The sequence below is a fragment of the Catenuloplanes indicus genome (assembly GCF_030813715.1).
Taxonomy (GTDB): Bacteria; Actinomycetota; Actinomycetes; order Mycobacteriales; family Micromonosporaceae; genus Catenuloplanes; species Catenuloplanes indicus.
The window spans coordinates 6,755,675-6,776,139 of record NZ_JAUSUZ010000001.1 but is presented as its reverse complement, the minus strand read 5'-3'; the positions used below and the strand labels follow the sequence as shown (position 1 = coordinate 6,776,139).

Sequence of the window (20,465 nt, the reverse complement as noted above, 5' to 3'; positions counted from 1 at the left end):
CCTCGCACGCGCGAGCGGTCCGCCACGATGGTGACCCGGCGCACACGATTGCCGGGTGCCACGCCGTCCGGGGACACTTGTTCCCGGCCGGTACGGGGTCCATGCCGGTACGGGGTCCATGCCGGCCGAGGACGAGAGAGAGTGTGCGCTGATGACGGATGCGCAGGATCGCATCGAGCGGGAGCTGACGCTGTTGGTGCGGCGCACCCAGCGGATCCATCTGCGGCTGCCCGGCGTGGTGCGGCAGCTGGAGCGCTCCGCGTACAGCATTCTCGGCCGGCTCTACGACGACGGCCCGATGCGGCTGACCACGCTCGCCACGCTCTTCACGCTGGACGTCTCCACGGTCAGCCGCCAGGTACAGGCACTCCAGGGCGAGGGGCTGATCAGCCGGTCCGCGGACCCGGGCGACCGGCGTGCCGCGCTGATCGAGATCACCGGGCACGGGACCGAGGTGTTGCTCGGCATGCGCGCGGCACGCCGGGAGCTGCTGCGCGAACTCACCGGCGAGTGGCCGGCCGACGACCGGGAGCGGTTCGCGGACCTGCTGGAGCGCTTCAACGACGGGGTGGCCGAACGGCTCGGCGGGGCGCCGGATTCTGTGCCGCAGAAGGGTTTGATCGCCGAATAACGGGTACTAGGCGCCGTCGCCGATCACTACACCCGGGAACGTTCCACTCTAGTTCCCTATGTCCGACATGCCGGATTTTTTACGATATCGTAGTGTAAATTACGCGACAGCCTTCACATGCCGAAAATACGGGCTCTTTGCCGCCGGGCTACATAGTCTTTGCCTGCCTGAGTGATTACGCAGTTACCTCCGGTTACTGCAAGTCCTCGGGTCGGCGTCGGACCGATTCCGGCACGTGTCCTTCAGGAGCTCTCACCATGAAGATCACCATGGCCACCACCGGCCGTATCTCCCTGATGATCGCCACCGCCGCGTTCGGTGTCGCCGTGGCCGCCGCGCCGGCCGCCGCCGGCTTCGGCCCGTCGTCCAGCACCACCAACAAGGCGGACATCGCCATCGTCGGCGGCGACGCCACCGCGTTCGGCGCGTGCATGAACTACGCCAAGGTCTACGCCAAGTGGGGCAAGAAGGCCCCGAAGAACCAGACCTGCAGCAACATCTCGTCCGCGCAGGGTGGCGGCGTGGTCCTGAAGGACGTGAACTTCAACGTTCTGCAGGACGCGTCCGGCGGCAAGGGCAAGAAGTACAACAGCGCGGACATCAAGATCGTCGGCGGCAACGCCAACGCCTACGCCGCCTGCGCGAACGTGCTCCAGGGCACCGCGACCGCCAAGAACAACCAGGACTGCGCCGCGATCGCGGACTCCAAGGGCGGCGACGTCAAGCTGACCAAGGTCGACTTCACGGTCATCCAGACCAGCTGATTCCGCTGAGAGGGCCGGGCGGCCGGTCCTCTCACCACTGCGGTCCTCCCCCGCTGCGCGGACGGCACCGGTGACACGCCGAGGCCGTCCGCGTGGCGCGGGGACCACCGCGCTCCTCGACTCGTCGGCACGTGCGTGCACCGGCTCTCAGCGCACGCCGCGCCCCTTGTGTCCGCAGTCCTGGAAGGAATGGCAGATGACCGATCAGCTCCGCGGCGCCCTCCTGGCGGGCGCCTCGCTCTCCCTGACCCTGGCCGCCTCGTTCGCGCCCGGCGTGGCGCAGGCGGCGCCCCCGGCCACGCCCAAGCCGTGGCCGGCCTGCACCATCAACGGCACGTCCGGTGCGGACAAGCTGCTCGGCACGAACGGCAGGGACGTCATCTGCGGCTTCGGCGGCGACGACATCCTGATCGGGCTGGCCGGCGACGACATCCTGATCGGCGGCGCCGGGGACGACATGCTGGTCGGCGGCGCCGGCTGGGACACGCTGTACGGCGGCGCGGACGACGACCGGCTGGTGGCCGGGCCGGGCGGCGGCAAGGTGGACGGCGGCTCCGGCCAGGACCGGTGCCTCGGCCCCGCGAAGAACGCCTGGTACTCCGGCTGCGAACGCAAGTACGCCGCGGGCGCCTGAGATGCGCGCGCACACCGTACCGCCGGCGGTGCTGATCGGTCTTGTGACCGGTGCCGTGGCGACGTCGGCCGCCGCGCCCGCCCCGGCGCACGCGGCGGATCCGAAGCCGGCGTTCACCGTGGACAAGACGTTCGCCACCTGGGACGGCACGCTGCTCAAGGTCGAGTTCCGGGAGACCGGCACGAAACCGTGGTCGGCCGGCCTGGTGTCCATCCGGGCCACCGGGAACGTCGACGTCACCTGCGTGGGCGGCGGCCTCTCGCTCAGCTCGCAGGCGTCCGCCGAGACCGAGGTGGTCTCCGAGCACCGGGCCGACGGCTCCGGCGTACGCGCCGGCGAGCAGGTCATCGGGCTCTCCGTGCAGCCACCGGTGATCACCGGGCTGGACTGCCGTCCCACGCTCACCCGCACGTTCACCGTCACCGTGCAGGACCTCGCCACCGGCGCCGTGCAGACGCTCGCCGGGCCCGCGACCTCCTCCGACACAGGGATCACACCATGAGACTGCAACACCTGACGCGCTTCGGCGCGGTCGCCTCCGGCATGCTGGCACTGGCGCTGGCCGTCACCGCGGCTCCGGCCTCGGCCGCGGACGCCGACATCATGCTCAAGGGCGGCGACGGCAACTCCACCGTGGTCTGCGGCAACGTCGCGGCGGCGCTCAGCCTGGCCAAGAAGACCGGCTACAAGCTCCAGCTCAACAACTGCAAGGCGAACGCGGCCGGCGGTTCGGTGGGGCTCAGCAACCTTGAGATCTTCGTGTCCCAGTCCGCCGCGCGGACCAACGCGTCCGCGCTCGCCGCGCTGGACCGGGCCGCGGCCGGCGTCGGCATCGCGGCTGACAAGTGCGAGAACCACCGGCCCAAGGGCACCGGCCAGATGACCAAGTGCTGGGCCACGGCCAAGGGCGGCAAGGTCTACCTGAACAACGTGACCGTACAGAAGGGCGGCGTGGCGCGGACCATCAACGACGCGGCCATCGCCCGGGCCGGCGTGCCGAAGGGCACGAACGGCGGCGCGGTCGCGAAGTGCTGGAACGTCGTCTCGGACAAGCTCAACCAGCGCGACGACTGCAACACGTACGGCGGCGGCGCGGTCTGGGGCCTGAAGGGCGTCGACGTCAAGGGTTACAACGGCGAGGGGCTGCGGAAGAACGTGTCCATCGAGGTCCGTGGCGGCGACGCGAACAACTACGTGCTCTGCTTCAACACCACGGACGGCTCCGGCAAGGTCAAGCAGATCAACATCTGCTCCGCCGAGGGCAAGGGCGGCGACGTGACGCTGAAGAACATCAAGATCATCACGCTCTGACCCGTCCGGTACGGCCCGGCGCACCAGGCTCTCAGGCTTCACTCTCCGGTGGCCCCGGAGGTGGCCGGTGCGCCATCGGGAGCCCCGCCGGTCGCGGACCGATCGCTGCCGCCTCCCCTGCAGCGATCGGCCCACGATCGGCGGGGTTCCCGCGTTTCTTGACTGTTACGTGAGCCACCTCTAGCGTTCTTATGGGTAACTGTTGTGCGCCATGCGAACTTTTGAGGGGCCACACGTGACAGACACCCGGCACCTGCTGATAGACGGCGAGCACGTCCCCGCCTCCGGCGGCCGCACCACCGAAGACCTCAACCCCTGGACCGGCCGGCCGCTGTCGCGGATCGCGGCCGCCACCCCGGCCGACGTCACCCGCGCGGTCGACGCCGCCCACGCCGCGTTCCCCGCCTGGACCGCCACACCGCCGACCACGCGCCGCAAGATCCTGAACCGGGCCGCGGACCTGCTCGAGGAGCGCGCGCACGAGGCCGCCACGCTGATGGGCGCGGAGACCGGCGGCCCGTTCGGCTGGGCCATGTTCAACGTCGGCCTGGCCACCGGCATGCTGCGCGAGGCCGCCGCGCTGGTCAGCACGCCGCTCGGTGAGGTGCTCGCCACCGACAACCCGGACGCGCTCGCGCTCGGCATCCGCCAGCCGGCCGGCGTGGTCGCCGCGTTCGCGCCGTGGAACGCGCCGATCATCCTGGGCACCCGCGCGATCGCCACGCCGCTCGCGGTCGGCAACACCGTGGTGGTCAAGGCCAGCGAGGACGCGCCGCTGATCGCCGCGCACTACCTGGCCGACCTGCTGCACGAGGCCGGCCTGCCACCCGGCGCACTCAACGTGATCACCAACGACCGCGCGGACGCGGCCGCGATCGCGGAGACGCTGATCGCGGACGACCGGGTCCGCCGGGTCAACTTCACCGGCTCCACCGGCGTCGGCCGGCGCATCGGCGAGCTGGCCGCGCGCCACCTCACGCCGGCCGTGCTGGAACTGGGCGGCAAGAACTCGATCCTGGTGCTGGACGACGCCGACCTGGAGTACGCGGTGAACGCGGTCGCGTTCGGCGCCTACCTCAACGCCGGCCAGATCTGCATGTCCGCCGACCGGATCCTGGTGCACCGCTCGGTCGCGGACGAGTTCACCGCGCTGCTCGCCGCGAAGGCCGCCGCGCTGCCGGCCGGCGACCCGTCCGACCCGTCCACCGTGGTCGGCCCGCTGATCAGCGAGAGCGCCGCCCGCCGCGTGGCCGGCCTGGTCGACGAGGCCACCGCCCAGGGCGCGAAGATCGCCGCCGGCGGCGGCACGCCGGACCGCGCGCTCTACCCCGCCACCGTGCTCTCCGGCGTGGAACCGCACATGCGCATCCACTCCGAGGAGATCTTCGGCCCGGTCTGCACCGTACTCACCGTCGACGACGCCGACCAGGCCGTCACGATCGCGAACGACAGCCCGTACGGCCTGACCGCCGGCGTCATCACGTCCGACCTGTCCCGCGGCCTGGACCTGGCCCGCCGCCTGCAGACCGGCATCGTCCACATCAACGACCAGTCCGTCGACGACGAGCCGATCGCCCCGTTCGGCGGCGTCAAGGCCTCCGGCTACGGCCGTTTCGGCGGCCGCGCCGGCATCGACGCGTTCACCGACCTCCGCTGGATCACCCTCCAGCAGCGCCCCAAACACTTCCCGTTCTGATCCCCGGCCCCGCACCCGGCACACCACCCACCCCCCCGACCGCCACACGCGCTGCCGTTGCGGCAGCACGGCAGACCCGGCGGCCCGGCAGACGCGGCGGCCCGGCAGACGCGGCCGGCGCACCAGCCCGGCAGCCCGGCGGGCACAGCGGGCGCAACAGCCCGGCAGCACGGCGGGCACAGCGGGCGCAACAGCCCGGCAGCACGGCGGGCACAGCGGGCGCAACAGCCCGGCAGCACGGCGGGCACAGCAGCGCGGCAGGACGGCAGCACGGCGGTGCGGCGGTGCGGCGGTGCCGCGGGCGCCACCCGCCCTAAATATCGTCGTGTCCCGCCCCGCGTGTCGCAGTCCGCCGCCGCTGAGCGACGCCGATCCGCCCTGAGTGATCAATCAGTGGAACGAAAAGGAGGTCATTTATCGAAGTTGATATCTTTTTTGCTCCACTGATTGATCGCTCAGGCACCGGGTACGCGGCGGACGAGATCGCCGGATACGGCAGCTGAGAGCTTTATCAGGAAATTTCGGTCAGGTAGCGCGAGTAGGCCGGCTCGGCTGCGGTGGCGTTCAGGTCGCCCGGCGAAGCAGCCGACCAGGCGGCGCTGACCCGGGAGCTGAGCGCGCCGCAAACAGCCAGCCGGCGCGAGTGGCCGGCTGGCGGGAGCGGCCTGCCCGCGAAACTACCCGTCAGCGGAAGCCTCCCGTTCGGGGGAACGACCCCCAGCGGAAGCAGCCCACCAGCGGAAACGACCCGCTCGCGGAACGACCTCAGCGGAACCAGCCCACCAGCAGAAACAGGCCGCCGGCGGAAGCGACCCACGCACGGAACGACCTCAGCGGAACCAGCCCACCAGCAGAAACAGGCCGCCGGCGGAGACAGCCACCGGCGGAAGCGGCCCGCTATACGCGGCCGGTAACGTGGCGGGATCGGGGCACGGCGGCGAGGCCCGGCCGGGTGGCGAGGCCGGGAGCGGTACAGCTACGCGGTTATCCGCTTCTTCGCGGCCTGGATCTGTTCGTAGACGTGGGTGCGCAGCTCGGTGAACCGGGGCAGTGCGCGGGTGTGGAGCTGGTCGCGCGCGTCCGGCAGGTCGATCGGGAGGTCCTCGCGGATGACGGTCGGGGACGCGGACAGGATCAGGACGCGCTGGCCGAGGTAGACGGCCTCGTCGATGTCATGGGTGACGAAGAGGACGGTGACGCCGAGGCGCTGCCAGAGGTCGCGGATCAGGTCCTCCAGGTCGGCGCGGGTCTGGGCGTCGACGGCGGCGAACGGCTCGTCCATCAGCAGCACCCGCGGCTCGTAGGCGAGCGCCCGCGCGATCGCGACGCGCTGCTGCATGCCGCCGGAGAGCTGCCACGGGTAGGCGGAGTGCGCGTCGGCCAGGCCGACCGCGGCCAGCGACGTGTCGACCAGCTCGCGGCGGCGGTCGCGGGGCAGGCCCTTCTGGCGCAGCGGCAGTTCGACGTTGCCCGCGACGCGCAGCCAGGGGAAGAGGCTGCGGCCGTACTCCTGGAAGACGACGGCCATGCCGGGCGGTGGCGCGGTCACCGGCGTGCCGGCGAACGTGACCGTGCCGGCGGACGGCGGGAGCAGGCCGGAGATGCATTTGAGCAGCGTGGTCTTGCCGCAGCCGGACGGGCCGACCAGGCAGGTCAGGTCGCCGTCGGCGACGGTGAACGTGAGGTCGCGGATCGCCTCGACGGTGCGGCCGTCCCCGGTGTAGGTCTTCCGCAGGCCGTTGACGTCGAGCATGGTCATCCCTTCCGGGCGCGGCGGAGGCCGTGGTGCCAGCCCAGGATCGCGGTCTCGGCCAGCCGGAACAGGCCGGAGAGCGCAACACCGAGCAGGCCGAGCAGGATGATGCCGGTCCACATCTCCGGGATCGCGAAGCTGCGCTGGAACTCGACGATGGTGTAGCCGAGGCCGGAGCTGGCGGCGAACATCTCGCTGATCACCATGAGGATGATCGCGAGGGAGAGCGCCTGCCGGGCGCCCGCGACGATCTGCGGGCTCGCGGCCGGCAGCGTGAGCCGCCACAGCCGGGCCGGGCCGGTGAGCCCGTAGGCGCGGGCGGTCTCGGTGAGCACGCCGTCGACCGCGCGCACGCCCTCGACCGTGTTGAGCAGGATCGGCCAGACGCAGCCGGACACGATGACCAGGATCTTCATGCCGTCGCCGATGCCGGCGAAAAGCATGATCACGGGTACGAGCACGGGTGGCGGCACCGCGCGCAGGAACTCCAGCACCGGCTCGACCGTGGCGCGCACCCGGGGACGGCCGCCGATCAGCACGCCGAGCGCGACGCCGATCAGCAGCGCCAGCGCGAACCCGGCCAGCAGCCGCAGCAGGCTCGGCAGGACGTCCTGGCGCAGGCGGGCCGGGGTCCAGACGCCGGGTGCGGCCTCCACGACGGTCCGCAGCGGCGGTACGTAGAACTCCGCACTGTCCGCGGTCGCCACCCACCAGGCCGCGATCAGCACCAGCGGCAGCGTCAGCCAGTAGACGATTCTCATACCGCGACCTCGCCGCGGACCGACTGATGCCAGCGCAGCGCGTGCCGCTCGACCGCGCGGGCGCCCACGTTGATCGCGACGCCGAGCATGCCGGTGACCACGATCAACGCGTACAGGTCCGGGATCGCGCCGGAGGTCTGTGCGACCGCGATCCGCGCGCCGAGCCCGGGTGCGCCGATCACCAGCTCGCCGGTGACGCAGAGGATCAGCGCGACCGCGGCGGCGAGGCGCAGACCGGTCATCACGTACGGCAGCGCGGTCGGCCAGAGCACGTGCGTGATCCGGGAGGCCCGGCCGAGGCCGTAGACGCGCGCGGTCTCGTCCGCGACCGGGTCGACGTCCCGCACGCCGTGGAGCACCTGGACCAGCATCTGCCAGAACGCGGCGTAGACCACCAGCACCAGCTTGGATTGCAGGCTGGCGCCGTAGAGCACCACGACCAGCGGGATCAGCGCCACGGACGGGATCGGCCGGAGGAACTCCACGGTGGACGCGGTCAGCTCACGCAGCACCGGTACCGCGCCGATCACCAGTCCGAGCAGGACCCCGGCCACGCTTGCGATCGCCAGGCCGAGCACCCAGCCCAGCAGCGTGTCGCCGAGCGCGGCCCAGAACGCGGCGTCGGCCAGTTCGCCGACGAGCGCGACCGCGATGTCGGCCGCCGGTGGGAGGTATCGCGACGGGACCAGGCCGGCGCGCGGGATCATCTCCAGCAGCAGCACGAACCCGCCGAGACCGGCGAGCCCCAGGACGGGTTTCACGGCAGCAGCTTGCCCAGGTCCGGCTGGGTGCCGCCGAAGATGCCGTCGGTGCTGCCGAGCGCGGCCAGCGTCTCCAGCGACGCCCGGTTCACCTCGGTGGGCCATTTCGGCAGGATCAGCGCGGCCCGCACCTCCTCGCTGATCTTCGTGTAGCTGCTGAGCACGGTACGGATCTCGTCCGGGTGCGCGTCCGCGTACGCCAGCGACTCGTTGATCGCCTCGGTGAAGTTCTTGACCAGCGCCGGGTCCTCGGCGATCAGCTTCGTACCGGCGAAGTAGGCCGCGATCGTCAGGTTCGGCGCGGTGTCGGTGAAGTTGGACGCGATCACGGTGCCGCCCGCGGCCTTGACCGCGGACAGCTGCGGCTCGACCACCCAGGCCGCGTCGACCTGGCCGCTCTCCAGCGCGGCCGGCATGTCCGGGAAGCCGATCTCGACGAACTCGATGGTGCCCGGGTCGCCGCCGGCCTTGCGCACCGACTCGCGAACCGTGGTGTCGCCGATGTTCTTCAGCGTGTTGACCGCGACCTTCCGCCCGGACAGCCCGGCCGCGCTGGTGATCGAACTGCCCTTGGCCACCGCGACGCCGCCGAAGTCCTTGCCGGGCTCGCCGGTGGACGCGGCACCGTTCGCCACGATCCGCACCGGTACGTTCTTCGTCTGCGCGATCATCAGTGAGGTGATGTTGCTGAAGCCGAACTGGAAGTCGCCACTGAGCACGCCGGGCACGATCGCGGCGCCGCCCTGCGCGGTGACCAGCTCCAGATCGATGCCGCGGGAGGAGAAGAAGCCCTTCTCCTTGCCGAGGTAGATCGGGGCCACGTCGACGATCGGGATCACGCCGACCGTGACCGGGCGCGGGCCGGACGTGCCGGTGTCCGGCTCCTCGGCCGGGGAGCCGCCACACGCGGTGACGGCGGCGAGCACCGCGGCGCTGAGCGCGACGGCGAGGTAGCGGCGCATATGGATCTCCCGGGTGGGGTGTTTTGCCCGATTTATACCTGTGCGCTATCCGAACAGACGTTCTCATGAAGAACGTAGAGGCGTGACGTGGACCACGTCAATCCCGTTCGTCGATATTGTTACGGCCCGGCCGTCGTTGACGCTGCCCCTGACCCGGGGTTACGTTCGTCAGACGAACTTCTGTGCGTAAAACGCACAACGTGAATTCCGGGAGCGCCATGGGGCAGATCACCACGCTGGCCGAGGCGGTCGCCCGGCTCGTCCACGACGGGGACACGGTCGCGCTGGAGGGGTTCACCCACCTGATCCCGGTCGCGGCCGGGCACGAGATCATCCGGCAGGGCCGCCGCGACCTGACGCTGGTCCGGATGACGCCGGACATCGTCTACGACCAGCTGATCGGCGCCGGCTGCGCGCGCAAGCTGGTCTTCTCCTGGGCCGGCAACCCGGGCGTCGGCTCGCTGCACCGCTTCCGGGACGCGGCACAGCACGGCTGGCCGGTCCCGCTGGAGATCGAGGAGCACAGCCACGCCGGTATGGCGAACCGGTACGCGGCCGGCGCGGCCGGGCTGCCCTTCGCGGTGCTGCGCGGCTACACCGGCACCGACCTGCCCGGCCGGACCGCTACCGTCGCGCCGATCACCTGCCCGTTCACCGGCGAGGTGCTGACCGCGGTGCCGGCGCTGAACCCGGACGTGGCGATCGTGCACGCGCAGCGCGCGGACCGGCGGGGCAACGTGCAGATCTGGGGCATCAGCGGCGTACACAAGGAAGTGGTGCTGGCTTCGAGAAGTTCGCTGGTCACCGTCGAGGAGATCGTCGACGAGCTGGAGCCGCGGCCGGGTGCGCTGGTGCTGCCGGGCTGGGCGATCACCTGCGTGGCCGAGGTGCCACGCGGCGCCCATCCGTCGTACGCGATGGGCTACTACGAGCGGGACAACGCGTACTACCGGTCGTGGGACGCGATCTCCCGGGACCGGGACGCGTTCACCGCGTGGCTGCGTGCGGAGGTGCTCCGGTGACCTACTCCCCCGGCGAGATGATGACGGTCGCGGCCGCGCGGGCGCTGGCGCCCGGGACCAGCTGCTTCGTCGGCATCGGCAAGCCCAGCACCGCCGCCAACCTGGCCCGCCGGACGCACGCGCCGGACCTGGTGCTGGTCTACGAGTCCGGCACGATCGGCGCGAAGCCGGACCGGCTGCCGCTCTCCATCGGCGACGGCGTACTGGCCGAGACCGCGGACGCGGTGGTCTCGGTGCCGGAGATCTTCAACTACTGGCTTCAGCCCGGCCGGATCGACGTCGGCTTCCTCGGCGCCGCGCAGCTCGACCGGTTCGCCAACATCAACACCACCGTGATCGGCAAGGACTACACCGACCCGACGGTACGGCTGCCCGGCGCCGGCGGCGCACCGGAGATCGCGGCGTCGTGCCGCGAGGTCATCGTGATCGTGGCACACAGCCGGCGTACGTTCGTGACGACCGTCGACTTCGTGACCTCGGTCGGCTTCGGTGCCGGGCCGGGCGACCGGGAACGGCACGGGCTGCGCGGCCGGGGCCCGCAACTGGTCGTCACGGACCTCGGCATGCTCGCGCCGGACCCGGAGACCTGCGAGCTCACGCTCACCCACCTGCACCCCGGCGTCACGCTCGACGAGGTGCGCGCCGCCACCGGCTGGGAGCTGCGCGTCGCCGCCGAACTGCGGACCACCGCGGCGCCGACGGACACCGAGCTGAGCGTGCTGCGCGCGCTCGAGAACCCGACGAGCTAGGAGGGTCCATGCTGCCGACCTACCGGCGCGACGACGGTACGACGCACCCGCCGCTGCTCTCCCCGGGTTACCGGTCGACGGTGCTGCGGGCGCCGCGCGAGCAGTTCGTGCTGCTGCCGCACTCGCTCACCGAGGTCACCGGCCCGCTGCTCGGCGAGGGCCGGGTGCGTCCCTCGGACGCCGATCTCACGCTCGCGCCCGGCGGTGAGGCACAGGGCCAGCGGATCATCGTGCACGGGCAGGTGCGCGACGCCGGTGGCCGGCCGATCCCGCACACGCTGGTCGAGGTGTGGCAGTCGAACGCGGCCGGGCGCTACCAGCACCGGTGGGACCAGCACCACGCACCGCTCGATCCGCACTTCACCGGCGTGGGCCGGTGCCTCACCGACGAGACCGGGCACTACCGGTTCGTCACCGTCAAGCCGGGCGCCTACCCGTGGGGCAACCACCCGAACGCGTGGCGGCCGGCGCACATCCACTTCTCGCTGCTCGGGCGCGCGTTCACGCAGCGCCTGGTGACGCAGATGTACTTCCCCGACGATCCGCTGTTCGCGTACGACCCGATCTTCAACTCGGTGCGGGACGAGCGCGCGCGGAACCGGCTGATCGCCCGGTTCGACCTGGACGCCACCGTGGAGTCGTGGGCGCTCGGCTTCCGGTTCGACATCGTGCTGGCCGGTGCGGACGGAACACCGACGGAGGACCCGCATGACGACTGAGTTCGACGGGCTCACGCCGTCGCAGACGGTCGGGCCGTACCTGTCGATCGGCCTGCCCTGGCCGGACGGCCACTCCGTGGTCGAGGAGGGCACGCCGGGCGCGATCCGGATCTTCGGCACGGTCTACGACGGCGCCGGTGCCGAGGTGCCGGACGCGCTGATCGAGACGTGGCAGGCGGACCCGGCCGGCGGCTTCGCGCACCCGGACGACCCGCGCGGCCCGGCGGACTCCGGCTTCCGCGGATTCGGCCGGTGTCCCACCGACGACGCCGGTGACTGGGCGATAATCACGCTGAAGCCCGGCGTCGTGCCGGACCGCGAGGGCCGGCCGCAGGCGCCGCACATCGACGTCTCGGTCCTGGCCCGCGGGCTGCTGCACCGCGTGGTGACCCGGATCTACTTCGCCGACGAGCCGGCGGCGAACGCGGCCGACCCGGTGCTGGCGACCGTGCCGGAGGCCCGCCGGTCCACGCTGCTCGCGACGCCGGACGGCGACGGCTACCGCTTCGACATCCGGTTGCAGGGGGATGATGAGACCGTCTTCTTCGCACTCTGACCCACCTTCCGGCGACAGCCCGGCTTCCGCCGGGCGCGGGCTCTTCGACGGGGTGCTGTCCGCTGGGCCGGTGCACGACGCGGTCGGCGACATCGCCTGGCTGCGGGCCATGCTCGACGCCGAGGCCGCGCTGGCCCGCGCCCAGGCCCGCCTCGGCCTGATCCCGCCGGCCGCCGCCGTGGCGATCACGAACGCCTGCCGCGCGTCCGGGTTCGATCCGGCCGCGCTGGCCCGCGACGCGGTCTCCGCCGGAAATCCCGTGGTGCCGCTGGTACGCGCACTGCGCGCCGGGCTGCCACCGGACCTGGCCCGGTTCGCCCACGCGGGCGCCACCAGCCAGGACATCATCGACTCGGCCGCGATGCTGGTCGCCCACCGCGCCACCGGCCCGCTGCGCGCCGACCTGGCCTCCACAGCCGACCGCGCCGCCACGCTCGCCGCCGCCCACCGGGACACGCCGATCGCCGGCCGCACCCTGCTCCAGCAGGCGCTGCCGACCACGTTCGGCCTGATCGCGGCCGGCTGGGCGACCGCACTCGACGCCGCCGGCGCCCGCCTGGCCCGGGTCCGCCACGGCACGCTCGCGGCTCAGCTCGGCGGCGCCACCGGCACGCTGGCCGCGATCGACGACCTGGCGGCGCCCGGCGCCGGCGCGGCGCGGCGCGGTGGGCCGCCTGCCGCCGGCGACGGCCGGATCGGGCCGGAGCTGATCTCCGCTTTCGCGGACGAACTCGGGCTGAACGAGCCGGTGCTGCCCTGGCACACCGACCGGGGCCGGATCGCGGAGCTGGCCGGGGTGCTGGCCGGTGCGGCCGGCACGGTAGCGAAGATCGCGCGGGACGTGGTCCTGCTGGCGCAGACCGAGATCGGCGAGGTGCGCGAGGGCGGCGGCCGCGGCGGATCGTCGACCATGCCGCACAAGGCCAACCCGATCGCCGCGATCTCCGCCGCCGCGTCCGCCGCCCGCGCACCCGGCCTGGCCGCCACGCTCTTCGCGGCCATGCCGCACGAGCACCAGCGCGCCGCCGGGGCCTGGCACGCGGAGTGGCTGCCGCTCACCGATCTGCTGCGGGCCACCGGTTCGGCCGCGCACTGGCTGCGCGACTGTCTCACCCACCTGGAGATCGACCCGGTACGCATGCGCGCGAACCTGAACCTGACCGGCGGCGCGCTGCTGGCCGAGCGGGTCGCGGGCGCGCTGGCACCGACGATCGGCAGGGACGCCGCCCACGACCTGGTCGCGGACGTGGTGCGCGCCGGCCGCCCGCTCGCCGGCGACCCGCGCGTCACCGCGCACCTGGACCCGGACACGGTGACCGCGCTCCTCGACCCGGCGGCGTACCTGGGCAGCGCGGGCCCGCTGGTCGACCGTGCCCTGGCCGCCCACCCCAAGGGAGACGCATGACCGCGGTGGAGCTGCATCACGTGCTGGACGGGCCGGTCGACGCGCCGCCGCTGCTGCTGCTGAACTCGCTGGGCACCGACCTGAGCATGTGGGACCCGCAGATGCCCGCGTTGAGCCGCCGGTTCCGGGTGATCCGCTGTGACACCCGGGGGCACGGGCGCTCACCCGTACCGCCGGGGGACTATGCCCTTGATGATCTCGGACGGGACGCGCTGGCGCTGCTGGACCGGCTCGGGATCGCGTCCGCGCACGTCGTGGGACTCTCGCTCGGCGGGATGACCGCGATGTGGCTGGCCGCGCACGCGCCCGAGCGCGTGGGCCGCCTGGTGCTCTGCTGCACGTCCGCCCGGCTCGGCCCGCCCGAGGCCTGGGCCGACCGGGCCCGGACCGTCCGCGCGCACGGCACCCGGGCGGTCGCGGACGCGGTGGCCGGCCGCTGGCTCACCGCCGGGTTCGCCGAGCGCCACCCGCAGCTGGTGGACCGGCTCAAAAACATGATCAGCAAAACCCCGCCGGACGGGTACGCCGGCGCGTGCGCGGTCGTCCAGCACATGGACCAGCGCGCCGACCTGGCCTCCATCACCGCCCGCACGCTGGTGATCGCGGGCCAGGACGACCCGGCCACGCCGCCGGCGCACGGGCGGCTCATCGCGGACGGGATTCCCGGCGCGCGCCTGGTGGTGTTGCCCGAGGCCGCGCACCTGGCCACCGTGGAACGCGCCGACGCGGTCACCGCGCTGCTCCTCGACCACCTGGAGGACCGGACGGCCGGGGACACCGGCATGATCGTGCGCCGGCAGGTGCTCGGCGACGAGCACGTGGACCGCACGGTGGCCGGCACCACGCCGCTGACCGCACCGTTCCAGGACTTCATCACCCGGTACGCGTGGGGCGAGATCTGGTCCCGGGACGCGCTCGACCGCCGCAGCCGCAGCATGATCACGCTTGCCGTGCTGACCGCGCTGCACTGCCACGACGAGCTGGCCATGCACGTGCGCGCGGCCCGCCGGAACGGCCTGACCGCCGCGGAGATCGGCGAGGTGCTGCTGCACACCGCGGTCTACGCGGGCGTGCCGGCCAGCAACGCCGCGCTGGCCGTCGCCCGCCGGGTGCTGGCCGAGGAAGAGTAAGGTTGCACGCCGTGACGGAAAGCGCTCGGGAGGGACACTTCGTCCAGTCGCTGGAACGCGGGCTGGCGGTCATCCGGGCGTTCGACGCCACCCGCCCGGAGCTGACGCTCAGTGAGGTCGCCCGCATCTGCGACCTGACCCGTGCCGCCGCCCGCCGCTTCCTGCTCACGCTGACCGACCTCGGCTACGTGCACACCGACGGCCGGATGTTCCGGCTCAGCCCGCGCGTGCTCGAGCTCGGCTATGCGTACCTGTCCAGCATCTCGCTCCCCGAGGTCGCCGAACCGCACCTGGAACGCCTGGTCGCCGAGGTCCGCGAGTCGTCCTCGGTCTCGGTCCTGGACGGCGACGACGTGGTCTACGTGGCCCGCGTGCCCACCAGCCGGATCATGACAGTCTCGATCAACGTCGGCACCCGCTTCCCCGCCTACGTGACGTCGATGGGCCGCGTCCTGCTGGCCGCCGCGCCCGACGCCACGCTCGACGACTATCTGCGGCGCGTCCGGCTGGAGAAGCTGACCCCGCGCACCGTCACGGCCGAGGCCGCGCTGCGCGCCGAGCTCGGCCGGGTGCGCGCCCAGGGCTACGCGATCGTCGACCAGGAGCTGGAGGAGGGGCTGCGCTCGATGGCCGCGCCGATCCGCGACCGCAACGGCAAGGTGGTCGCCGCGGTGAACATCTCCGTCCACGCCAGCCGCACGTCCGTCGCCGCGCTGCACGACGAACTCCTCCCGCCGCTGCTGGCCGCCGCCGCCCGGATCGAGGAGGACCTCCGCATGGCCGGCCCCTCCCCGGCCCTGCGAGCCGTCTGATCCGCCGCGTTCCTACGGGGCCTCGAGCAGCACGCTGATGCCCTGACCGACGCCGACGCACATGGTGGCCAGCGCGCGGCGGCCGCCGCGGTGGGACAGCTCGAGCGCCGCCGTCAGCGCGAGGCGCGCCCCGCTCATGCCGAGCGGGTGGCCGAGCGCGATCGCGCCGCCGTTCGGGTTGACGTGCGCGGCGTCGTCGGGCAGACCCAGGCCGCGGAGCACGGCCAGGGACTGCGCCGCGAACGCCTCGTTCAGCTCGATCAGGTCCAGGTCGCCGACGGTGAGCCCGGCGCGGCCGAGCAGCTTCCGGGTGGCCGGGACCGGCCCGATGCCCATGATCCTCGGCTCGACGCCGGCCGTGGCCGCACCGGTGATCCGCGCCAGCGGCGTGAGGCCGTGCCGTTCGAGCGCCGCGCGGCTCGCGATCAGCAGCGCCGCGGCGCCGTCGTTGACCCCGGCCGCGTTCCCGGCCGTGACCGTGCCGCCTGGACGGAACGGCGTGGGCAGCTTCGCCAGCTTCTCCAGGCTGGTCTCGCGCGGGTGCTCGTCCCGCTCCACGACGATCGGCTCGCCGCGCTTGACCGGCACCGCGACCGGCACGATCTCCTCCGCGAGGCGCCCGCTGACCTGTGCCGCCGCGGCCCGCCGCTGGGAGCGGAGCGCGAACCCGTCCTGGTCCTCGCGGGAGATCCGGTGGTCCTCGGCCACGTTCTCCGCGGTGCCGCCCATCGAGTCGATGCCGTACTGCGCCTCCATCAGCGGGTTGACCAGCCGCCAGCCGAGCGTGGTGTCCGCGATCTCGGCGGCGCGGCCGAACGGCGTCTCCGCCTTCGGCAGCACGAACGGCGCCCGGCTCATGCTCTCCACGCCGCCGGCCACCAGCAGGTCGGCCTCGCCGGACCGGATCGCGCGGGCCGCGTAGGAGACCGCGTCCAGGCCGGAGCCGCAGAGCCGGTTGATCGTGCTGCCCGGCACCTCGACCGGCAGCCCGGCCAGCAGCGCGCCCATCCGGGCCACGTTGCGGTTGTCCTCGCCGGCCTGGTTGGCGCAGCCGAGGACCACGTCGTCGATCGCGTCCGGGTCCGCCGTGGGGTGCCGCCGGAGCAGTTCGCGGATGACGTGGGCGGCCAGGTCGTCCGGCCGCACCGGGGCGAGCGCCCCGGCGTACCGCCCGATCGGGGTTCGCACGCCGCCGACGATGTACGCCTCCGCCATGAGCCGCCTCCTGTTCGCTCTCCGCACACCAGTGCGTCCAGCGTACCGACTAGACGGCCAGCGTGGCGCGGGTGAGCATGGCGACCTTCTCCACCCGGTCAACGCCCACCCGGTAGCCGGCGTTGCCGTGGGACAGCACCACCAGTGTCAGGTCCGCGGTGCCGCCGGTGATCCGACCGGCGCTGTTCACGATCCAGGTGCCGTCCTCGGTGTCCCGGCTCAGCCAGCCGTTCTTCAGCGCGGCCCGCTCGCCGGGCGTGGCCGCCGCGCTCACGCCCCAGTCCTGGTCCGCGTCGATCGAGGTCATCAGCGTCTCCGCGACCTGCCGGGAGTAGTCGCTGAACGCGCCCTCCGCGCTGTCCGGCACCAGCAGCGCGCTGATCAGCCGGGCCTGGTCGGCCGGCGTGGTGCGGGTCAGGCCCCAGCTCTCGTCCGGCACGGTGCCGGTCAGCCCGAGTCGCGCGACCGCCGCACCCAACCCGGCCGCGGCGCCGATCTCGGCGTACAGCGCGGTGGCCGCGTCGTTGTCGCTGACGCCGATCATCCGGGTGGCCAGCCGGTTCTCCGCCGCGGTCAGTTCGCGGCCCTGATCCTGGGCGAGCAGCAGCACCGCGGCCAGGATGCCGACCTTCGCCACGCTGGCCGACTCGAACGCGGCGCCGCCGAGGTGGCCGTACGTGAAGCCGGTGCGGTTGTCGATCACCGCGACTCCCGCGCTCTCCGCGGCCAGCGCCACGGTCAGCTCCGCCGCCCGCGCGTCCCACGCCCGCCGCGCCTCGGTCCGCGGGTCGGCCGTCACGCGCGGCTCCGCCTCGGCCGCGGGAGTCCCGTCGCCGGGACGTACCGGAAGGGTGAGCACCGACCCCGTGACGACGGCCACGACGGCGGCCGTGAGCAGGGCGAACGGGAGCGGAATACGTGGCATGGCGAGCACGCTGCCAGCGAAGTCTCGAAGCCGTCTCACCGCCGGCACCTCATGATCTTAATAGACGCTCAATAATGGGTACGGGGTCACCGGAAGCAACGGAGAGGATGCGCGACGTGTCGAGACCGGCGAGCGCGATCGTCATCGGTGCCGGCATCGCCGGTCTGTGCGCCGCCCGGGCGCTCGCCGACCGCTTCGCGGAGGTGACCGTCGTCGACCGGGACCGTCTCCCGGACGAGCCGTCGGTCCGCCGCGGCACGCCGCAGTCCGCACACGCGCACGGCCTGCTCATCTCCGGCCGGCGCGCGCTGGAGGAGCTGTTCCCCGGCCTGGGCGACGAGCTGATCGCGGCCGGTGCGGTCCGGTTCGACTCCGCGGGCGACATGCTGATCCACCGCGAGGGCCGGTTCTGGCCGCGATTCCCGGTCGGGCTGGACATCCTGTCGGTCAGCCGCCCGCTGCTGGAGTTCTCGCTCCGCCGGCGGGTGCTCGCGCTGCCCGGCGTCACGGTCCGGGACGGGACCGCGGTCGCCGCCCTGCTGCCCGCGGCCGGCGGCGTGGGCGGCGTCCGGCTGGACACCGGCGAGCAACTGCCCGCGGAACTGGTGGTGGACTGCTCCGGCCGCAGCACGCGGTCCGACCGCTGGCTCGCGGACCTCGGCTTCCCGGCACCGGCCCGCGAGGAGGTCTCGACCCACACGAAGTACGCCACGCGCGTCTACCCGCGGTCCCCCGGCGACTTCGACGGCGCCGCCGCGGTGCTGATCTCCCCGGTCGCGCCGGCGGAGAAGGCGGCCGGCATGGCGTGGCCGCTGGAGGGCGACCGCTGGATCATCTCGGTGGCCGGCGTGCACAACTCCCTCGGTTCCTATTCGGACAGCATCGGCAAGCTGCCGGTGTCGTTGCTCGCCGACTTCATCGCCCGGGCGGAGCCGCTGACCGGCACGGCCTCGTTCACCTACCCGGCGAGCCGGCGGCGTCGCTTCGACAAACTGCGAAACCCCCCGTCCGGGTACGTGGCCGCGGGCGACGCGTTCTGCAGCTTCAACCCGGTCTACGGTCAGGGCATGGCGTGCGCGGCGCTGGACGCGCTCGCGCTCGGCCGGCTGCTCGACGGGCACCCGCGGGCCACGTCCGGTTTCGCGCGCGAGTTCTACGCCGAGATCGGCCGGATCGCCGCGGCACCGTGGCGGTTCTCGACCGGCGCGGACCTGGCGTACCCGGAGACCATGGGCCACCGCCCGCGGACCGCCGCGCTGACCCGGCCGTACATCAAACGGCTCTCGGCGGTCTCGACCACCGTGCCCGAGGTGCGCCGCGTCTGGCTGGAGGTCCAGCACCTGCTGCGCCCGCCGGCCGACCTGATGCGCCCGGGCATCGTGCTGCGGGTGCTGCGCGGCGGGAAGTGACCCCCGCCGCACCCGCTCAGCCGCACTGCCCCGCTTCCTTGCGCTTCGCGATCGCCGCGTCCGCCCCGCCCGCGTACTCCACCAGCGTGCTGCCCGGGTCGAACTGCCACACGGTCCCGACCAGCCGGGACGTGCCGTGCTCGCTGATCCCGTCGCGCCGCCACCCGACGTCCACGGTCGTGTCGTCGACCGGCGTGACCCGCTCCAGCTCGAACCGGGCCTTGGCCAGCGCCGGGCAGGCCTCGTTGGTCTTCACGTAGACGTCCTTGGCGATCTCGTCCTTGGCCGCGTCCGTCCACCCGTCCCAGGCCTTCGCCCAGTCACCCGCGTTGACCGCCGCGAACTGGGCGTTGACCGCCTCGAGCGCGTCCGCCACGTTCGCACTCTTCGGCACCGCCGCCGCGGTCTGCGGCATCGCGGGCGCACCGCCACCCGCCCCCGGCGCCGTGCCACAGGCCGTCAGCGCCACCATGGCCGCCGCCACCAGCGGAAAGCCGGTCCAGCGCATGAGAATCCCTCCGTCTGCTGCGCGCCGCGGCACGGTTTGCCGCCGCGCTGGGGATGCCCTGTCGCCCGGCCCGACCCCGGCAGCCTAGCCGATCTCATGCACCTTCGTCGATGCTCACCATCCGCGCCCCCGCGGCCTGCCATCCTGGGTCGATGAGGGCCCCGTTTCGGCGCGTCGCAGCGTTCGCGGCCCTGCTCGCGCTCACCGCCTGCGGCGGCTCCCCCGCGCCCGCGCCGACCACGTCCCCGCCGCCACCGCCGTGCACCCCCGACACCGGCGCCGTCGACTGGGACGAGCCCAGCTCCACCCCCGCGCTGCTGCACGTGGTCGCCCGCTACCGCGACGACACCCGGACCACCTGGCGCGACCTGCTCGACCGGCCCTTCACGCCCGAGGTCACCGGCGACGGCACCGACCGCTCCTGGATCCCCACGCTCGCCCGGTCCCTCGGCGAGCTGCGCAACCAGAGCCTCGGTCCGGACACCTCGCCGCAGGACGAACTGACCCAGCTGCACACCATGCTGGAGAACTCCACCCAGCACGGCTGGCTGCTCGCCTACACCGGGACCACGCTGGTCGAGGCCGCCTTCCGCGTCACCTGCGCCCCCAGTACCCCGATCACCGGCACGCTCACCACCTGGAACAGCATGGACTCCGGCTTCCTCGCCTGCGCCGACGCGACGGCCCGCGACACACCCGCCGCCTACCCGGACGTCTGGGACTACTGCCCCACGGACTGATC

At 72.9% G+C, this 20,465-nt stretch carries 22 protein-coding genes; 15 read left to right on the top strand and 7 right to left on the bottom strand.

Going from position 1 to position 20,465, the window contains the following annotated elements; all coding sequences use genetic code 11:
- The first annotated feature begins 151 nt into the window (after positions 1–151).
- The 6 genes from J2S42_RS30765 (at position 152) to J2S42_RS30740 (ending at position 5,036) form a co-directional block, all read left to right on the top strand.
- A complete protein-coding gene (locus J2S42_RS30765; RefSeq protein ID WP_307244736.1) occupies positions 152–631 on the top strand; it encodes a MarR family winged helix-turn-helix transcriptional regulator in 480 nt (159 codons plus the stop codon).
- A gap of 257 nt (positions 632–888) precedes the next feature.
- A complete protein-coding gene (locus J2S42_RS30760) occupies positions 889–1,395 on the top strand; it encodes a hypothetical protein (protein WP_307244735.1) in 507 nt (168 codons plus the stop codon).
- Between the two features lie 196 nt (positions 1,396–1,591).
- Positions 1,592–2,029 (top strand): hypothetical protein, encoded by a 438-nt coding sequence (locus tag J2S42_RS30755; protein WP_307244733.1) that lies wholly within the window; start codon positions 1,592–1,594, stop codon positions 2,027–2,029.
- A 1-nt stretch (position 2,030) separates the two neighbouring features.
- A complete protein-coding gene (locus tag J2S42_RS30750; RefSeq protein ID WP_307244732.1) occupies positions 2,031–2,531 on the top strand; it encodes a hypothetical protein in 501 nt (166 codons plus the stop codon).
- The gene (locus J2S42_RS30745; protein WP_307244730.1) at positions 2,528–3,340 is read left to right on the top strand and encodes a hypothetical protein; all 813 of its coding nucleotides are present in this window, start codon (positions 2,528–2,530) and stop codon (positions 3,338–3,340) included. Before J2S42_RS30750 ends, J2S42_RS30745 begins: the two co-directional genes overlap by 4 nt.
- Positions 3,341–3,575: 235 nt before the next feature.
- Positions 3,576–5,036 (top strand): aldehyde dehydrogenase, encoded by a 1,461-nt coding sequence (locus J2S42_RS30740; RefSeq protein ID WP_307244728.1) that lies wholly within the window; start codon positions 3,576–3,578, stop codon positions 5,034–5,036.
- A 976-nt stretch (positions 5,037–6,012) separates the two neighbouring features.
- Here the strand turns inward: J2S42_RS30740 and J2S42_RS30735 are convergent.
- The 4 genes from J2S42_RS30735 to J2S42_RS30720 are packed head-to-tail and all read right to left on the bottom strand — an operon-like array spanning position 6,013 to position 9,273.
- Positions 6,013–6,789, bottom strand: coding sequence for an ABC transporter ATP-binding protein (locus J2S42_RS30735; protein ID WP_307244726.1), 777 nt, complete (start codon positions 6,787–6,789; stop codon positions 6,013–6,015).
- 2 nt (positions 6,790–6,791) lie between these two features.
- On the bottom strand, positions 6,792–7,550 hold the full coding sequence (locus J2S42_RS30730) for an ABC transporter permease (RefSeq protein WP_307244724.1): 759 nt from the start codon (positions 7,548–7,550) through the stop codon (positions 6,792–6,794).
- Complete coding sequence (locus tag J2S42_RS30725) at positions 7,547–8,311, bottom strand: ABC transporter permease (RefSeq protein WP_307244722.1); 765 nt, start codon at positions 8,309–8,311, stop codon at positions 7,547–7,549. Before J2S42_RS30725 ends, J2S42_RS30730 begins: the two co-directional genes overlap by 4 nt.
- Complete coding sequence (locus J2S42_RS30720) at positions 8,308–9,273, bottom strand: ABC transporter substrate-binding protein (protein ID WP_307244720.1); 966 nt, start codon at positions 9,271–9,273, stop codon at positions 8,308–8,310. Before J2S42_RS30720 ends, J2S42_RS30725 begins: the two co-directional genes overlap by 4 nt.
- A 218-nt stretch (positions 9,274–9,491) precedes the next feature.
- On the opposite strand from J2S42_RS30720, the gene J2S42_RS30715 reads away from it, so the two are divergent.
- Genes J2S42_RS30715 through J2S42_RS30685 form a run of 7 tightly spaced genes read left to right on the top strand, consistent with a single transcriptional unit; the run spans position 9,492 to position 15,666 of the window.
- A complete protein-coding gene (locus J2S42_RS30715; protein ID WP_307244717.1) occupies positions 9,492–10,295 on the top strand; it encodes a CoA transferase subunit A in 804 nt (267 codons plus the stop codon).
- Positions 10,292–11,044, top strand: coding sequence for a CoA-transferase subunit beta (locus tag J2S42_RS30710; protein WP_307244715.1), 753 nt, complete (start codon positions 10,292–10,294; stop codon positions 11,042–11,044). The genes J2S42_RS30715 and J2S42_RS30710 overlap by 4 nt, the downstream gene beginning before the upstream one ends.
- Before the next feature lie 8 nt (positions 11,045–11,052).
- Positions 11,053–11,763: a protocatechuate 3,4-dioxygenase subunit beta gene (gene pcaH / locus J2S42_RS30705; protein WP_307244713.1), complete on the top strand. Its 711-nt coding sequence runs from the start codon at positions 11,053–11,055 to the stop codon at positions 11,761–11,763.
- Positions 11,753–12,319: a protocatechuate 3,4-dioxygenase subunit alpha gene (pcaG, locus tag J2S42_RS30700; RefSeq protein ID WP_307244711.1), complete on the top strand. Its 567-nt coding sequence runs from the start codon at positions 11,753–11,755 to the stop codon at positions 12,317–12,319. Before pcaH ends, pcaG begins: the two co-directional genes overlap by 11 nt.
- Entirely contained in the window at positions 12,291–13,724 is a 1,434-nt protein-coding gene (gene pcaB, locus J2S42_RS30695; protein ID WP_307244710.1) for a 3-carboxy-cis,cis-muconate cycloisomerase, read from the top strand. The genes pcaG and pcaB overlap by 29 nt, the downstream gene beginning before the upstream one ends.
- Complete coding sequence (gene pcaDC, locus J2S42_RS30690) at positions 13,721–14,854, top strand: bifunctional 3-oxoadipate enol-lactonase/4-carboxymuconolactone decarboxylase PcaDC (protein ID WP_307244708.1); 1,134 nt, start codon at positions 13,721–13,723, stop codon at positions 14,852–14,854. The genes pcaB and pcaDC overlap by 4 nt, the downstream gene beginning before the upstream one ends.
- An 11-nt stretch (positions 14,855–14,865) precedes the next feature.
- Positions 14,866–15,666, top strand: coding sequence for an IclR family transcriptional regulator domain-containing protein (locus J2S42_RS30685; RefSeq protein ID WP_307244706.1), 801 nt, complete (start codon positions 14,866–14,868; stop codon positions 15,664–15,666).
- A 12-nt stretch (positions 15,667–15,678) separates the two neighbouring features.
- Here the strand turns inward: J2S42_RS30685 and pcaF are convergent, their stop codons facing one another.
- Both pcaF and J2S42_RS30675 read right to left on the bottom strand, forming a co-directional pair.
- Positions 15,679–16,881 carry a 3-oxoadipyl-CoA thiolase gene (gene pcaF / locus J2S42_RS30680; RefSeq protein WP_307244704.1) on the bottom strand — a complete coding sequence of 401 codons (1,203 nt, stop codon included), beginning with the start codon at positions 16,879–16,881 and terminating at the stop codon, positions 15,679–15,681.
- 49 nt (positions 16,882–16,930) lie between these two features.
- Complete coding sequence (locus J2S42_RS30675; protein WP_307244702.1) at positions 16,931–17,806, bottom strand: serine hydrolase; 876 nt, start codon at positions 17,804–17,806, stop codon at positions 16,931–16,933.
- Between the two features lie 116 nt (positions 17,807–17,922).
- Here J2S42_RS30675 and J2S42_RS30670 point away from each other — a divergent pair, with 116 nt between their 5' ends.
- On the top strand, positions 17,923–19,215 hold the full coding sequence (locus tag J2S42_RS30670) for an FAD-dependent oxidoreductase (protein WP_307244701.1): 1,293 nt from the start codon (positions 17,923–17,925) through the stop codon (positions 19,213–19,215).
- 16 nt (positions 19,216–19,231) lie between these two features.
- Here the strand turns inward: J2S42_RS30670 and J2S42_RS30665 are convergent, their stop codons facing one another.
- A complete protein-coding gene (locus J2S42_RS30665) occupies positions 19,232–19,723 on the bottom strand; it encodes a hypothetical protein (protein WP_307244699.1) in 492 nt (163 codons plus the stop codon).
- Positions 19,724–19,875: 152 nt separating this feature from the next.
- On the opposite strand from J2S42_RS30665, the gene J2S42_RS30660 reads away from it, so the two are divergent.
- Positions 19,876–20,463 (top strand): hypothetical protein, encoded by a 588-nt coding sequence (locus J2S42_RS30660; protein WP_307244697.1) that lies wholly within the window; start codon positions 19,876–19,878, stop codon positions 20,461–20,463.
- Positions 20,464–20,465 lie beyond the last annotated feature (2 nt).

Coding starts and splice junctions, on each gene's coding strand:
- J2S42_RS30675 (WP_307244702.1), bottom strand. CDS start 17,806: ATGCCACGTATTCCGCTCCCGTTCGCCCTGCTCACGGCCGCCGTCGTG.
- J2S42_RS30755 (WP_307244733.1), top strand. CDS start 1,592: ATGACCGATCAGCTCCGCGGCGCCCTCCTGGCGGGCGCCTCGCTCTCC.
- pcaH (WP_307244713.1), top strand. CDS start 11,053: ATGCTGCCGACCTACCGGCGCGACGACGGTACGACGCACCCGCCGCTG.
- J2S42_RS30735 (WP_307244726.1), bottom strand. CDS start 6,789: ATGCTCGACGTCAACGGCCTGCGGAAGACCTACACCGGGGACGGCCGC.
- J2S42_RS30765 (WP_307244736.1), top strand. CDS start 152: ATGACGGATGCGCAGGATCGCATCGAGCGGGAGCTGACGCTGTTGGTG.
- J2S42_RS30750 (WP_307244732.1), top strand. CDS start 2,031: ATGCGCGCGCACACCGTACCGCCGGCGGTGCTGATCGGTCTTGTGACC.
- J2S42_RS30660 (WP_307244697.1), top strand. CDS start 19,876: ATGAGGGCCCCGTTTCGGCGCGTCGCAGCGTTCGCGGCCCTGCTCGCG.
- pcaF (WP_307244704.1), bottom strand. CDS start 16,881: ATGGCGGAGGCGTACATCGTCGGCGGCGTGCGAACCCCGATCGGGCGG.
- J2S42_RS30730 (WP_307244724.1), bottom strand. CDS start 7,550: ATGAGAATCGTCTACTGGCTGACGCTGCCGCTGGTGCTGATCGCGGCC.
- J2S42_RS30760 (WP_307244735.1), top strand. CDS start 889: ATGAAGATCACCATGGCCACCACCGGCCGTATCTCCCTGATGATCGCC.
- J2S42_RS30665 (WP_307244699.1), bottom strand. CDS start 19,723: ATGCGCTGGACCGGCTTTCCGCTGGTGGCGGCGGCCATGGTGGCGCTG.
- J2S42_RS30715 (WP_307244717.1), top strand. CDS start 9,492: ATGGGGCAGATCACCACGCTGGCCGAGGCGGTCGCCCGGCTCGTCCAC.
- J2S42_RS30745 (WP_307244730.1), top strand. CDS start 2,528: ATGAGACTGCAACACCTGACGCGCTTCGGCGCGGTCGCCTCCGGCATG.
- pcaDC (WP_307244708.1), top strand. CDS start 13,721: ATGACCGCGGTGGAGCTGCATCACGTGCTGGACGGGCCGGTCGACGCG.
- J2S42_RS30720 (WP_307244720.1), bottom strand. CDS start 9,273: ATGCGCCGCTACCTCGCCGTCGCGCTCAGCGCCGCGGTGCTCGCCGCC.
- pcaB (WP_307244710.1), top strand. CDS start 12,291: ATGATGAGACCGTCTTCTTCGCACTCTGACCCACCTTCCGGCGACAGC.
- pcaG (WP_307244711.1), top strand. CDS start 11,753: ATGACGACTGAGTTCGACGGGCTCACGCCGTCGCAGACGGTCGGGCCG.